At 75.3% G+C, this 15,121-nt stretch carries 8 protein-coding genes; all 8 read right to left on the bottom strand.

From position 1 onward, the window contains the following. Window positions 1-85 precede the first annotated feature (85 nt). On the bottom strand, window positions 86-553 hold the full coding sequence (locus AB0D01_RS31300; RefSeq protein ID WP_363061169.1) for a DoxX family protein: 468 nt from the start codon (window positions 551-553) through the stop codon (window positions 86-88). Next, window positions 550-1,416 carry a 4'-phosphopantetheinyl transferase superfamily protein gene (locus tag AB0D01_RS31295; RefSeq protein ID WP_363061167.1) on the bottom strand — a complete coding sequence of 289 codons (867 nt, stop codon included), beginning with the start codon at window positions 1,414-1,416 and terminating at the stop codon, window positions 550-552. Before AB0D01_RS31295 ends, AB0D01_RS31300 begins: the two co-directional genes overlap by 4 nt. Next, the gene (locus tag AB0D01_RS31290) at window positions 1,413-2,045 is read right to left on the bottom strand and encodes an isochorismatase family protein (protein WP_363061165.1); all 633 of its coding nucleotides are present in this window, start codon (window positions 2,043-2,045) and stop codon (window positions 1,413-1,415) included. Before AB0D01_RS31290 ends, AB0D01_RS31295 begins: the two co-directional genes overlap by 4 nt. Before the next feature lie 11 nt (window positions 2,046-2,056). Further along, the gene (locus tag AB0D01_RS31285; protein WP_363061163.1) at window positions 2,057-3,763 is read right to left on the bottom strand and encodes a (2,3-dihydroxybenzoyl)adenylate synthase; all 1,707 of its coding nucleotides are present in this window, start codon (window positions 3,761-3,763) and stop codon (window positions 2,057-2,059) included. Further along, entirely contained in the window at window positions 3,760-4,965 is a 1,206-nt protein-coding gene (locus AB0D01_RS31280; RefSeq protein WP_363061161.1) for an isochorismate synthase, read from the bottom strand. Before AB0D01_RS31280 ends, AB0D01_RS31285 begins: the two co-directional genes overlap by 4 nt. 96 nt (window positions 4,966-5,061) lie before the next feature. Next, window positions 5,062-5,871, bottom strand: coding sequence for a 2,3-dihydro-2,3-dihydroxybenzoate dehydrogenase (locus AB0D01_RS31275; RefSeq protein WP_363061159.1), 810 nt, complete (start codon window positions 5,869-5,871; stop codon window positions 5,062-5,064). A gap of 182 nt (window positions 5,872-6,053) precedes the next feature. Continuing rightward, window positions 6,054-13,226 (bottom strand): amino acid adenylation domain-containing protein, encoded by a 7,173-nt coding sequence (locus AB0D01_RS31270; protein ID WP_363061157.1) that lies wholly within the window; start codon window positions 13,224-13,226, stop codon window positions 6,054-6,056. Then, window positions 13,223-15,121 (bottom strand): condensation domain-containing protein (locus tag AB0D01_RS31265; RefSeq protein WP_363061155.1); only part of this gene is annotated, 1,899 nt, incomplete at its 5' end. The genes AB0D01_RS31270 and AB0D01_RS31265, both read right to left, overlap by 4 nt.

Genomic DNA, 15,121 nt, shown 5'->3' with positions numbered 1-15,121 from the left:
CGCCCCGCGCGGGCCGACGCGACGATGGGCCCGCCCCCGGTCGGGGGCGGGCCCATCGGCTTCGCGCGGTCGGTCGGGCAGCGGCTCAGCCGGCGGCGGGAGCCGTCCGGGCCCGCTCGGCGGCCGGTTCCCGGTCCCCCGCGCCGGCGCCGGCCCGGGAGCCGACGAGCCGGTCGAGGGCGAAGGCGCCCGGTCCGGTGAAGACCAGCAGGAGGAAGGCCCAGCAGAACATCGCCGAGGACTCGCCGTGGTTCTGGATCGGCCACAGGCCGTCCGGCTGATGGGCCGTGAAGTAGGCGTACGCCATCGAACCGGAGGCGACGAAGGCCGCGCCGCGCGTGCCCAGGCCCAGCAGGACCAGGCCGCCGGCCACCAGCTGGATCACCGCGGCGTACCAGCCCGGCCAGGCGCCGGTCGCGACCGTGCCGCCGCCGTGCGCACCGCCGAGGACCCCGAAGAGGGAGGCGGCGCCGTGACAGGCGAAGAACAGGCCGGTGACGATGCGGAACAGGCCCAGCGCGTAGGGCCGGGCGGCGTTGAGGCGGTCGGTCACGGGTGGACTCCTTCGGTTGGGGACGGTTCCCGGGGCGGGGACTTCGGGGAGGCCCCGGGGGAGCGGACGGAGCGCGGCGCGGCGGACGGGACCGGGCCGGGGTGGAGCGCCAAGGCGGCGGCGAAGCCTTCCGCCACCGGCAGATCGCGTACGTGGTGCCCGTGCGGCTGGACGGGATCCGACCCGGTGCCCACGTAGGGGAACGCGGCCCCGTCGAGCAGGCCCCGGCCGGTGGACTTCAGCACCGCCTCCTTGCGCGTCCAGCAGCGGGCGAAGGCGGCGGCCCGCTCCCGGTGCGGCAGCGCGAGGAGTTCGGCCTGTTCGGCGCGGTGCAGGGCGCCGGCGGGGTGGGCCGCCGGGGCGGGGGGACGGACCGCCTCGACGTCCACGCCCACCGGCACCGGGGCGAGGGCGACGAGCACCAGGTCCCCGGAGTGCGAGAGCGAGAAGTGCACGGGGTCGCCCGGCAGGTGGGGACGCCCGTGCGGGCGCCCGCAGCCGGCGCAGGGCTCCCGTTCGACCACCAGCCGCCCCGGGTCGGTGCCGAGCCGTCGGGCGAGGAGTTCGCGCAGGCCGACGTGGGCCACCAGGAACCGGGCCGCGTCGTCGGGGCGGCGCAACCGGGCCGCCCGGGCCCGCTCCTCGCGTTCCAGCTCGTGCAGCCGGGCCCTGGCGGCCCCGGCGTTGTCGGGTACCGGGATCGCCCACACCCGGGCCCGGCCGGGCAGTTCCACCGGCAGTTCCACCGGACGCAGCGGGGCGGGCGCGTGCGCGGGGCCCGCGTCAGGGGCGTCCGGGGAGGGGCGGACGGCGTCCGGGGCCGCTCCCGCGACCGCCTCCGCCTCCGCCGGCGCGGTGGTCACAGGGCGGCGCAGACGGCGTCGGTCGTGGTCACGTACGCGCACCGGCCGGCGGCCCATTCGAGCGCCATCGCGTGCTCACGGGCGGAGAAGTCCGCGACCGCGTCGGCGACGACGAAGGCCTGCACGTCGCGCATCCACGCGTCGCACGCCGTCATCAGCACCCCGATGTGCGCGTACACACCGGTGATGACCAACTGGTCGCGGCCCAGGGCGCGCAGCCGCTCCAGCAGGTCCGTGCGGACGAAGCCGCTGTACTTCCACTTGGTCAGCACCGTGTCGCCGGGCGCGGGCGCCACCGCCTCGGCGATGGCCTCGGCCTCGGGGTCGGCGGGCAGCCCCGGCCCCCAGAAGTCCTGCTGGAGGCCGCGTTCGACGGGGCTCTGGCCGCCGGGCTGGGCGGTGTAGAAGACGGGCACGCCGGCGCGCACGGCCTCCTTGCGCAGCCGGGACACCTGGCGCAGCAGACCGGTGACGGGCTCGCTCGTGGTGTCGTACGCGGAGAGGAAGTAGTTCTGGAGGTCGTGGACCAGCAGGACCGCCCGCGCCGGGTCGACCTCCCACTCCACCCGGTTGGCGGGCAGGTCGGCGGCGGTCGGCAGGGGGTACGGGGCGATGGTGGGCAGGGCCATGGGAGTTCCGATCACTGCGGTTGGGGATGCGGGGAGGCGGCGGGCGGGGCGGCGCTCGCGGGGGAGGGGACGGCGGGGGCCCCGGGGACGGGGGCGGGCTCGGCGGCGGCCCGCAGGTCCTTCTTCGAGACCTTGCCGACCCCCGTCGTGGGGAAGACGGTGACGAACTCGACCCGGTCGGGCACCTTGTAGGCGGCCAACCCCCGCCCGCGCACGAAGCGTTTGACGGCGACGGCCGTCGGCCGCTCCGCCCCGTCCCGCAGGATCACGTACGCGCAGGTCCGCTCACCGAGGTAGGGGTCCGGCTCCGCGACCACGTTCGCGTCGTGGACCGCCGGATGCGCCAGGAGGTGGTTCTCGACCTCCTCCGCGGCGATCTTCTCACCGCCGCGGTTGATCTGGTCCTTGGCGCGGCCCTCCACCACGAGGTGTCCCGTCGGGGTCTGTCGTACGACGTCCCCCGTCCGGTAGAAGCCGTCGGCGGTGAAGGAGCGGGCGTTGTGCTCCGGAGCCCGCCAGTAGCCGCGGATCGTGTAGGGGCCCCGGGTCAGCAGGTGCCCGGTGGTCCCGGCCGGCACCGGGCGGTCCTCGTCGTCCACGACGAGGATCTCGTCGTCCGGGGAGATGGGCCGGCCCTGGGTGGTGACGACGGTCTCCGACGGGTCGTCGAGACGGGTGTAGTTGACGAGGCCCTCCGCCATGCCGAACACCTGCTGGAGCCGGCAGCCGAGGGCGGGACCGGCCCGCCGGGCGGCCTCCTCGCTGAACTTCGCGCCCCCGACCAGCAGCACGTCGAGGCTGCTCAGGTCGTAGGCCGTGCGGGTGGCGGCGTCGGTCCACAGCAGGGCCAGCGGCGGCACCAGCCCGGTGATGGTCACCCCTTCCGCCTCGATGAGGGGGAACGCCGCGTCCGGCACGGGCTGCGGGGCGAGGACCACGCGCCCGCCCGCGTACAGGGCACCGAGGGAACCGGGGGAGGAGAGCGGGAAGTTGTGGGCGGCCGGCAGGGCCACCAGGTACACCGAGTCGGCGTCGACGGCGCAGATCTCGTTCGACCCGCGCACCGAGTACAGGTAGTCGTCGTGCGTGCGCGGGATCAGCTTCGGCACGCCCGTGCTGCCGCCGGACAGCTGGAGGAAGGCGATGTCGCCCGGATCCGGTTCCGGCCGGCGCCGCGAGGGCTCGATCGGCACGTCGGCCAGGGCGGTGAAGGGGCCGGGATCCCCCGCCACGAGGACGTGCCGCAGGCCCGGGACCTCCTCGCGCACGGACGCGGCCAGTTCGCGGTAGTCGAAGCCGCCGGAGACGTCCGCGATCACGTAGGCGACCGCCTCGGTGAAGGAGCAGAAGTAGGCGATCTCGGTGTGCCGGTGCGCCGGGAGGGCGAACACCGGGAGCGCGCCGAGCCGGAAGAGGGCGAAGACGACCTCGAAGAACTCGGCCGTGTTGGGCAGTTGGACGACCACGCGGTCGCCGGCGGTGATGCCGCGGGCGGCCAGTCCGGCGGCCATCCGGTCGGCCCGCAGGTCCAGTTCGCCGTACGTCCAGGCGCGCCGGCCGCCGTCCGGCGCCCCCGTCGGGTCCACGATCGCCACCCGGTCCGGGTGGGCGGCGGCGCGTTCGCGCAGCACGCCGCCGAAGGTCTCGCCGCGCCACCAGCCGGCGGCGCGGTACCGGTCGGCGAACTCCCGGGGCCACAGCGGTGCGTCGACGCTCACAGTTCGGCTCCCACGGCCTGGAGGAAGGTACGGAACTTCGCGGCGGTCTCGGCGGTCTCCGCCTCGGGGTCGGAGCCGGCCACCACGCCGGCGCCCGCGAACAGCCGCAGCCGTCGGTCCTGGGCCTCGGCGCAGCGGATGGTGACGACCCACTCACCGTCGCCGCTCGCGTCCTGCCAGCCGACGACACCGGTGAAGAAGCCCCGGTCGAAGGGCTCGGTCTCCTCGATGACGCGACGGGCCGTGTCGGTCGGCGTGCCGCACACCGCTGGCGTGGGGTGCAGGGCGGTGGCCATGCCGAGCGCGCACAGCTCCGGGTCGTCCGCGACGGCCGTCACGGTGGTCGACAAGTGCCACATCGTCGCGGTGCGCACCAGGGTGGGGCGCTCGGGCACGTGCAGTTCGGAGCAGTACGGGGCCATGGCCCGGCGTACGGCGTCCACCACGACACCGTGCTCGTGCAGGTCCTTCTCCGAGCGCAGCAGCGTGGCGGCCCGCAGCACGTCCTCGGCGAGGTCGGCGCTGCGGGGGGTGGAGCCGGCCAGCGGGTTGGCGACGAAACGGTTCCCCCGCCGGGAGACGAGCAGTTCGGGGCTGGCGCCGAGGAGGGTGCGGCCGGGGCCGGTGGGCAGCGCGAAGGTGTAGCCGCCCGGGTCGCGACGGGCGAGGCGTCCGAGCATGGACGGGAGGTCCAGCGGTTCGGGCGAGAGCAGTTCGAGGGTGCGGGAGAGGACCACCTTGTCCAGCTCGCCCGCGCGCATCCGTCGCACGGCGGCGGCCACGCCCCCGGCGTACTCCTCCGGCCGCGGGACCGGGGTCACGGACCATCCGCCGGTGACCGGGGCCGTGGGGTCCAGGGCCACCAGGGGGTCGGTGCCCAGCGGCGGCCCGTCGTGCACCGACGCGGGGACGACGAGGGCCGCGGGGGCCTCGTGGTCGAAGGGCACGGCGCCCATGACCACCGGCCAGGGGTCGCCGTCGCGCACGGCGTCGGCGAGGGCCGCGCGCACGCGGTCGGCGAGCGGGGAGTCACCCGTGGGGACCACGGTGCGCACGCCGTCCGCGAGGAGGGTCCGGGTCGGCGTCGCGAGGAAGCGGGCGCCGGGTCGGTAGGCGTCGAGCAGGGCGGTGGCCGCACCCACGGCGGGTGCGGACGGGTCGCCCGGTGCGGGGGGTGTGGCGACGGGGTGGACCGTTGGCACGGTGACTCCTCTTCGAACGGCGGGCGGGTCGGCCGCGCCGGCGGGTGTTGGCGGGGTGGGTGGGCCTCGTGGCGGGAGCGGTGCGCGGGCGCGCGGTCAGCGCAGGGTGGCGCCGCCGTCCACGTAGAGGTCCTGCATCGTGATGTGGCGGGCCCGGTCGGAGGCGAGGAACACCACGGCGTCGGCGATGTCCTGCGGGTCGGCGATCCGGGCCAGGGGGATGCCGGTGCGGTAGGTGGCGAGGTCGCCGTCGAGCACGCGGCGCGGGGATTCGGGGTCGGTCCACAGCGACCGTTGCATCGGGGTGTCGGTGGATCCCGGCGCCACCACGTTGCAGCGGACCCCGTGGCGGGCGTACTCCAGGCCCAGGCACTTGGTGAACATCACCGCCGCCGCCTTGGAGGCGGCGTACGCCGCCATGCCGGTCCGGGGGATCCCGGCCGCGTTGGAGGCGACGGTGACGATGCTGCCCCGGCCGCGTTCCGCCATCCCGGGGGCGACGGCGCGGGCGGTGTGGAAGACCCCGCCCGCGTTCACGGCGAAGGTCCGCGACCAGTCCGCGTCGGTGAGTTCGGCGGCCGGTCCGGTGCGCAGCACGCCCGCGACGTTGACCAGGATGTCGATGGGTCCGAGGTCGTCGCCGACCTCGGCCGCGGTCCGTTCGACGGCGCGCGGGTCGGTGACGTCGAGGGCGTAGGGCCGCAGGATCGGTCTCGATCCGTCGGCCGGACCGTCGTCCGCCCCGGGGGACGGCGCCAGACGGTCCGCGAGCGCCGCGACCGCCTCTCCCTGGAGGTCGGTGGCGGCCACGGAGACCCCCAGCTCCCACAGGGAGCGGGCCACGGCCGCTCCGATGCCCTGGCCCGCGCCGGTGACCAGGGCCACGCGTCCGGCGAGTCCTGGCACGCCGGGCATTGTGACAGACATGCACGCCCCCTCTAATAAGGTAAGCCTAACCTAAGAATCTTGGTTCTCCCATTCCGCTGCCGGAACGTTTCCGCGCGTGAACGGAACGACCCGGCAGGGGAATTGCGGTGGGGGCGGGGCCGCCCCGGCGGGGCCGCGGCGGCCCCGCCCCCACGCGGCCGTCAGCTCCGGCCGTCGAGCGCCGCCAGCGCCCGCGCCACCGCCGGACCGATCCGCTCCAGGGCGGCCGGCGACATCAGCTCGTCGTGCGCGCAGTCCAGCACGTGCTCGTCGATCCGCCCGTCGAGGTACGGGGGCCAGACGCGCGCGGGCGCCTCGTCGGCCGGGGTGGTGCGCGCCGCCGTGAAGAACAGCACGTCACCCCTGAACCGCCGGGTGCGGCTGCGCGCGAGCAGCCGTACGCAGTGCAGGTTCGTCGCGACGATCGCGTCGAGGAGCGCCTCGTCGAAGCCGGCCAACAGGCCCTGGCTGTCGCGGATCGCCGTCACCGCCTGCGCCCGGTCGACCTCGGCGCCGTCCCGCGGGCCCTCCAGCCCGGCCACCGAGAGCAGGAAGCCGCTCTCCTCGCGCCGCAGCCGCTCCTCCCACGCCGGGTCCTCCACGTACGCCCAGTCCTCCGTCTCCGGCGGGTAGGCGTCGAGCAGCCCGAGGAAGGCGACCTCCTCGCCGCGCTCCTGGAGCAGCGCGGCGAGCGTCTGGGCCACCGTCCCGCCGAAGGAGTACCCGAGGAAGTGGTACGGGCCGTGCGGCTGCACCGACCTGATCTCGTCGAGGTACAGCTCCGCGAGCCCCGCCACGTCCTCGACCTCCGGCCGCGGCCCGGACAGCCCCGGCGACTGGAGGCCGTAGACCGGCCGGTCCGCGTCCAGGTACCGCAGCAGACCCGTGTACTGCCAGGCGAACCCCGAGGCGGGGTGGAAGCAGAACAGCGGCGCGGCGGATCCCCGCTCCCGCAGCGGCATCAGCACCCGCAGGGCGCCCTCGCGGGCGTCCGCGCCGATCCGGGAGGCGATGTCCGCCACCGTCGGCGCGGCCATCACCGCCGCCACCTGCACCGGCACCCCGAGGGCCTCCCTGATCCGGCCGACCAGCCGCATCGCCAGCAGCGAATGCCCGCCCAGCTCGAAGAAGTTGTCCTCGACGCCGACCCGCTCCAGCCCCAGGACCTCGGCGAAGATCCGGGCGAGCAGCTCCTCGCGGGCGTCCTTCGGCGGCCGTCCCCCCTGCTCGACGGAGAACTCGGGCACCGGCAGGGCCGCCCGGTCCACCTTGCCGTTCACCGTCAGCGGCAGCGCCGCCAGCTCGACGAACGCCGACGGCACCATGTACTCCGGCAGGGTGCGCGACAGGTGCGCCCGCAGCGCCGCCGCCTCGCAGGTCTCCCCGGCCGCGGGCACGGCGTAGGCCACCAGACGACCCACCCCGCCCCGGCCGGTGTGCGCCGTCACCGCGGCCGCGGCGACGCCCGGCGCGGAGGCGACCGCCGACTCGATCTCGCCGAGCTCGATCCGGAACCCCCGGATCTTGATCTGGTCGTCCGCCCGCCCCAGGTAGTCCAGCGCGTCGTCCGCACGCCAGCGCACCAGGTCGCCGGTGCGGTACATGAGCGTGCCCGGCTCCCCGAAGGGATCCGCCACGAACCGCTCCGCGGTCAGCGCCGGACGCCCGAAGTAGCCCCGGGCCAGACCCGCTCCGGCCAGGTACAGCTCACCGGGCACGCCGACCGGCACCGGCCGCAGCGCGCTGTCCAGGACGTACGCCCGCGTGTTGAAGATGGGCCGGCCCACGCAGGAGGTCGCGCTGTCGGCCACGTCCGCGCCCAACGCGTTGATCGTGTACTCGGTGGGGCCGTACAGGTTGTAGCCCATCGTGCCCTCGGTCCGCTCCAGCAGGCTCCACAGGCCGTCCGGGACCGCCTCGCCGCCCAGCAGCACCAGCGTCGGCCGGTGCCGGTCCGCGGCCAGCAGACCGGCCTCCACCAGCTGCTGCCCGTAGGAGGGGGTGACGTTGACGACGTCGATGCCCACCCGGTCGTAGTGCGCCGTCAGCGCCGCCGGGTCCAGCCGCAGCTCCTCGCCGATGACGTGCACCTCGTGCCCGTCGACCAGCCAGAAGAACTCCTCCCACGACATGTCGAAGGCGAAGGAGACCGTGTGCGCCACCTTCATCCGGCGCCCCCCGGCCAGGGCCACCGCCGGCGCGAAGATCCGCTCCCGGTGGTTGAGCAGCATGTTCGTGAGCCCCGAGTAGGGGACCACGACGCCCTTGGGCCGGCCCGTGGAACCGGAGGTGTAGATGACGTACGCCGGATGCCGGCCGTCGCGCGTCCCCGTCAGCTCCTCCTCCGCCAGGGCGGACGGGGACAGCCCCGCGAGCTCCTCCCCGACCGCCGGCGCGTCGAGCTCCAGGGCCGGCACGCCCGCCACCACCGGAACCCGGCCCGCGACCGCGCCCGTCGTCACCAGACACAGCGGCGCGGCGTCGCGGACCATGTCGGCGAGACGCTCCACCGGGTGGTCCAGGTCGAGCGGCAGGTACGCGGCGCCCGTCTTCAGCACGGCGAACAGCGAGACCACGAAGTCCGCGGACCGCGGCAGCCCCAGGGCGACCACCGCCTCCGGACCCGCGCCCCGCGCCACCAGGGCGCGCGCCAGACGGTTGGCACGGGCGTCCAGCTCGGCGTAGGACAGCCGCTCCTCCTCGAACACCAGGGCGGTGTCCTCGGGGGTGCGGGCCGCCTGCGCGGCGAACAGGTCGATCACCGTGGTGTCCGGCACCGCGTACCCGGTGTCGTCACCCTTGGCCAGCAGCAGCGCCCGCTCGTCTTCGGCCACCGTCGCCAGCCGCCCGACCGGCAGCGCGCCGCCGTCCGCCAACTGGCCCACCAGCGCGGCCAGCCGGCCCGCCAGCACCCGGGCCGTGTCCTCGTCGTACAGGTCGGGCCGGTAGGCCAGCGTCAGCTCCAGCGCCCGGCCCGGGGTCACCGCCAGCGTCAACGGATAGTGCGTCCCGTCGACGCTGTGCGTCCACCCGATCCCGTGCCGGGCCACGGCGGCCTCGCGCGCCGAGTCGTCCAGCGGGGTGTTGCGGAAGACGTACAGGGTGTCGAAGAGCTGCCCGATCCCGCTCAGCCGCTGGATCGGTCCCAGGCCCACGTAGTGGTGCGGCAGCAGGTCCGCGTGCTCGGCCTGCACCCGCACCAGCAGGTCGCGCAGGCTCTCGTCGGCCCGCAGCGAGACCCGGAACGGCAGCGTGTTCATGAACATGCCGATCATCTGGTCCACGCCCGCGACGTCCGCCGGACGGCCCGAGACCGTCGCGCCGAAGACCACGTCGTCGCGGCCGGTCATCCCGGCCAGCGCGATCGACCACGCCGTGCTCAGCACCGTGTTCAGGGTGACCCCGCACCCGCGGGCGAACGCCCGCAGCCGGTCGCTGGTCCCCTCGTCCAGGGACAGGTCCACCACCTCGGCCGTCACCGGCTGCCGGTTCGGATCGGCCGGCGCGACCAGCGTGCCCTGCTCCAACCCCGACAGGTGGGCCCGCCAGGCCCCGGCCGCCTCCTCGGTGTCCACCAGGGACAACCAACGCAGGTAGTCCCGGTACGGGGTCACCGGAGCCAGCGCCTCCACCGAGCCGCCGTTGCCGTAGAGGGAGAACAGCTCCTCGAAGAACAGCGACTCCGACCAGCCGTCCGTCAGGATGTGGTGCTGCGTCACGCACAGCATCCACCGGTCCGCCGCGAACTTGATCAACATCACCCGCAGCAGCGGAGGGGCCGCCAGGTCGAACCGGGTCGCCGCGTCGGCCAGCGAGAACTCCCGCAGCGCCTCGTCCTGCGCCTCACGGTCCAGCGCGCTGAGGTCCAGCTCCCGCCAGGGCAGCTCCCACGAGGAGGGGACCACCTGCACCGGACCCTCCAGGCCCTCGTGCCAGAACCCCGAACGCAGGTTGGGGTGCCGGCGCAGCAGCGCCTCGAACGCCGTCCGCAGGGCCGCCGCGTCCACCTCGTGCAGCAGCTCCACGAAGTTCTGCATCAGGTACACGTCCAGCGCCCGGTCGTCGTAGACCGCGTGGAAGTACAGGCCCTCCTGGAGCGGCGCGAGCGGCAGCACCTCCTCGTGCGCCGGGAAGGCCCCGGCCAGCAGCTCCCGCTGCCCCTCGGTCAGCTCGACCAACGGGCCGGCGGCCGTCGGCGCCTGCCCGGCACCGTGCTCCGCACTGCCCGCGGCGGCCGCCAGCCGGGCGACCGTACGGTGCTCGAACACATCGCGCGGGGTCAGCACGAGCCCCTCCTTGCGGGCCCGCGCCACCAACTGGATGGAGACGATGCTGTCGCCGCCCAACGCGAAGAAGTCCTCGTCGACGCCGACCGACGCGAGCCCCAGCAGCTCCACGAAGACCGCGCACAGCGCCCGCTCGCGCTCGTCGCGCGGAGCCCGGGAACCCTCCGCCCCGCCCAGCGAGGGCGCCGGCAGGGCCGCCCGGTCGAGCTTGCCGCTCACGTTCAACGGCAGCCGCTCCAGCACCACCACCGCCGCCGGGACCAGATGGTCCGGCAGCCGAGCGGCCAGCTCCGCGCGGACCGCCGACGGATCCACGTCACCGGTCACGTACCCGACCAGCCGCTTCACCCCGGGCGTGTCCTCGCGGACCACCACGGCCGCCGTCGTCACCCCCGCCACGGCGCTCAGCGCCGCCTCCACCTCGCCCGGCTCGATCCGGAACCCGCGGATCTTGACCTGGTCGTCGGCCCGGCCGAGGAACTCCAGCCGGCCGTCGCCGCGCAGCCGCACGAGGTCGCCCGTACGGTACATCCGCGCACCCGGCGCACCGAACGGATCGGCCACGAACCGGCCCGCCGTCAGCGCGGGACGCCCCAGGTAGCCGCGCGCCGTGCCGTGTCCCGACAGGTACAGCTCACCGACGGTACCGGCCGGCACCGGGCGCAGCGCCCCGTCCAGCACGTACGCCGAGGTGTTGCCGATCGGCCGGCCGACGATCGCGGTGGCCGAGTCGGCCAGGTCGGCCGCCAGCGCGTCCACCGTGTACTCGGTGGGCCCGTACAGGTTCACCGACATCACGCCCGGAGCGCCGCGCACCTCGGACCACAGGGCCTCCGGCACCGCCTCGCCGCCCAGCAGCAGCAGACCCGGGCGGTGAGCCTCGGGGGCCAGGAGCCCCCACTCCAGCAGCGCCTGCGCGTAGGTCGGCGTCACGTCCATCGCGTCGATGCGGTGCTCGCGCACGTACCCGACGGTGAACTCCGCGTCGCGGCGGCCCGTCTCGTCCAGGACGTGCAGCTCGTGGCCCGCGACGAGCCAGAACAGCTGCTCCCAGGAGGTGTCGAAGCTGAAGGAGGCGGTGTGCAGGGCGCGCATCCGGCGCCCGCCCGCCGCGCCGACCGCCGGCGCGAACACCTCGGCCAGGTGGTTGGCGTACAGGTTCGACAGGCCACCGCTGGTCAGCACCACGCCCTTGGGCAGGCCCGTGGAACCCGAGGTGTAGATCACGTAGGCCGGGTGCGCCGAGTCCACCGCGGGCCCCTCGAACCGCTCCCCGTACGAGGCGAGTTCGGCCTCGGTCCGCGCGGACCCCAGCACGATCCGCTCCGGGTCGCCCGCCGTCGGCGCCGGCAGCAGGGCCGTCGCGGCCCCGCCCGTCACCACGCACGCCGGAGCCGCGTCGGCCAGCATCAGCGCCAGCCGGTCCGCCGGATAGTCCAGGTCCATCGGGAGGTAGGCGGCGCCCGCCTTGAGGACCGCCAGGATCGCCACGACCGAGTCCACGGACCGCGGCAGCGCCAACGCCACCACCGACTCCGGACCCACGCCCCGGCCGGCCAGCAGGGTCGCCAACCGGGCCGCCCGCGCGTCCAGCTCCGCGAAGGTGAGCCGACGCTCGCCCGCCACCACCGCGCAGGCGTCGGGCGTGGCCGCCGCGCGCTCCGCGAACCGGTCCGCGACCGTACCCGCCGGCACGTCGCGCACGGTGCCGGCCCAGCCCTCCCGCAGCAGCTCCCGCTCGCCCGCCGTGATCAGCTCCAGCCGGCCCACCGGGGCCTCGGGCGTCCGCGTCACCTGCCGCAGCAGCCCCGACAGCCGCTCCGCGATCCCCTCGACGGCCCGGGCGTCGAACAGGTCGGGCCGGTACTCCAGGGCCAGTTCGGCCCGCTCGTCCAGGGCCACCGCGAGCGTCAGCGGGTAGTGCGTCGCGTCCCGGGCCGACACGTCCGCCACCCGCAGCCCGCCCGACAGGGCGGGCCGGGCGGACGGGTCCACCGGGTAGTTCTCGATGACCACCAGCGTGTCGAACAGCTCGCCGCCGCCCGCCTCCTTCTGGATGCGGCGCAGCCCGAGGTGGTGGTGGGCCAGCAGCGCGTTCTGCTCGTCACGGAAGCGGCGCAGCAGATCGGCCACGCTCTCCGCGGGCCGGGCCGCCAACCGGACCGGAACGGTGGTGATGAAGAGCCCGACCATGGACTCCACGCCCGGCAGCTCCTCCGGCCGGCCGGAGACCGTCAGTCCGAACACCACGTCCTGCCGGCCGGTCAGGGAACCCAGCAACAACCCCCAGGCCGCCTCGATCACCGTGCTCGGCGTCGTGCCCAGCCGGCGCGCCACCGCCTTCAGGGCCGCCGTGTCCCCCTCCGACAGCTCCAGCCGGTGCACCCCCGGCCGGACCCCGGCCCGGGACGGGTCGGCGGGCGCCACCAGCGTGGGCTCCTCCAGACCCGCCAGCGCACCGCGCCAGGCCCCCTCGGCCGCCGGCCCGTCCTGCGCCTTCAGCCACTTCAGGTAGTCCCGGTACGGGTGCACGGCGGGCAGGGCGGCGACGTCGCCGCCGTTGTCGTAGAGCGCCAGCAGGTCACCGACCAGCAGCGGCATCGACCAGCCGTCGACCAGGATGTGGTGCACCGTGATGACCAGCAGGTGGTCGTCCGGGCCCCGGCGCACCAGGGTCAGGCGCAGCAGCGGCGGCTTGTGCAGGGCGAAGCGGTGGCTCAGCTCGGCCCGCTCCACGCGGCGCACGGCCGACGGCGACGGATCGTCGCTCAGGTCCACCCGGCCCAGCGTGAACGCCACCTCCGCCGGCACGAACTGCACCGGCTGCGGCACCCCCTCGTGCCAGAACCCGGCCCGCAGGTTCGGGTGGCGCCGCAACAGGGCCGCACCCGCCCGCTCCAACCGGTCCGCGTCGAGCGGGCCCGCCAGGGTCACGGAGACCTGGACGGTGTAGACGTCGGGCGCGCTCTGGTCGTACACCGAATGGAACAGCATTCCCTGCTGCAAGGGGGACAGCGGAAGCATGTCCTCGATTCGCGCCTGCGTCACTGCTGGGCCCTCCACATTTCTTCGAGCATGGTGATCTGGTCCTGGTCGAGGTCGACCAGGTCGAGGTCCGAGGGGGTGTACCCCCCGGTGGTGGTGCCTTCGGCCCAGGCGGCGAAGGTGTCGACGGCGCCGAACAGGCCGTCCGCGAGCGCGGCGACCGTGTCCTGGGAGAGCGCCCCGCCCGCCCAGGTGAAGGACACGGTCAGCTCCGGCCCCTCGTCCCCGTCGGTGACCTCCGCGGTGATCTCCAGGACGTGCGACAGCGGCAGCGCCGGATCCCGGCGGGCCGACAGGGCGTCCGCCTCCGCCGCGGGACCCCAGGCGGACGAGGCCCGCCCGGTCTGACGCCCCAGGTAGTTCCACAGGACCTCGGCGCGCGCCGAGGGGTCGAACAGCCGGGCGGAGGCCGGGTTGGCGTACCGGAGCAGACCCGCCCCGATGCCACCGTCCGGAACGCCGCGCAGCAGCTCCTTGACCTCCTTCAGCACGGCCCCGGCGTCCTCGCGCCCGGCCGAAACCGCGACCGGGTCGTACGAGCCGGCGGGCAGCCGCAGCGGGTGGATGGTGGTGAACCAGCCGACCGTACGGGTGAGATCGGCGCCCGGCAGCGACTCCTGCTCCCGGCCGTGGCCCTCCAGGTCCACGGTGAGCCCGGAGCCGTCGCCCCGGCCCGTCCGCGCGGCCCAGTCCCCGACGGACAGCGCCAGCGCCGCCAGCAGGGCGTCACCGACGGTGCCGTGGAAGGCCGCGGGAACCGCCTGGAGCAGCGGGGCGGTGCGCTCGGCCGACATCCGCACGCTCAGCCGACGGGCCGTACCGGCCGTGTCCGTCGACGGGTCCAGCGCCCGGTCCGCCAGCAGCGGCCGGCCCGGCGCCGCCGCCAACCAGCGCTCCAACTCGGCCGTCCGGCGCGGGTGCTGCGCCTCGGCGAGCAGGTGCGTGGTCCAGCCGCGCAGCGAGGTGGGCACCGGCTCCAGGGCCGGGGCGCGCCCGGCGGCGACCGCCTCGTACGCGGCCCGCAGGTCGGGGATCAGGATCTGCCAGGAGACCTCGTCCACCGCCAGGTGGTGGGCGGCGATCAGCAGCCTGCCCTCCTGCCCGGGACCCGCGTCGAAGTGCACCGCGCGTACGGTCACCCCGGCCGCCGGGTCGATCAGGGCCGACACGCGGCCCGACTCGGAGGCGATCAGCGCCCGCAGCCCCTCGTCCGGCAGCCCGGCCGCGTCGACGCGTTCGAGCACCGCGTCGGCCCGTACGTCGGCCGACTCGCGGATCCGCGCGCTCCACACCCCGGGGTGGTGCACGGTCAGGTCCATGCGCAGGGCGTCGTGCAGGTCCAGGACCGCCTGGAGGGCGGCCGTCAGGTGCGCGTGCTCCACCCCGGCCGGCAGCCGGACCAGCCGGGCCTGGCCGAAGGAGGCGAAGGGGCCGCCGCGTTCGGCGAGCCACTGCGCCACCGGGGGCAGCGGCAGCGGTCCGGGGCCGCCGTCGGAGGGACGGGGAGCGGGGGCCGCGGCGGCGTCGCGCACCACCGCGACGCCGGCCAGGGCGGCCGGGGTCGGGTGCTGGAAGACCTGCCGGGCCGAGATGGTCAGGCCGGCCTTGCGGGCCAGGCTGACCAGGCGGATCGAGACGATGCTGTCGCCGCCCAGCTCGAAGAAGTTCTCCTGCGGGCCGACCGCCGAGAGTCCGAGGACCTCGGCCGTGAGCGCGCACAGCACCTGTTCGGGCGTGCCGGTGGGGACCGTGGTCGTGGTCGTGGTCGCGGCGCCGGTCGAGGGCTCGGGCCGGGGCGCGATCACGGGTGCGGGGAGGGCGTTGCGGTCGAGTTTTCCGTTGGGGTTGAGGGGGAGGTGGTCGAGGTGGATGTAGTGGGTGGGGTGCATGTAGTCGGG

The sequence above is a fragment of the Streptomyces sp. NPDC048606 genome (assembly GCF_040650855.1).
In the GTDB taxonomy this organism is placed as follows: Bacteria; Actinomycetota; Actinomycetes; order Streptomycetales; family Streptomycetaceae; genus Streptomyces.
The sequence above is the reverse complement of the archived record's forward strand: the minus strand, read 5'-3'. Positions and strand labels throughout refer to the sequence as shown.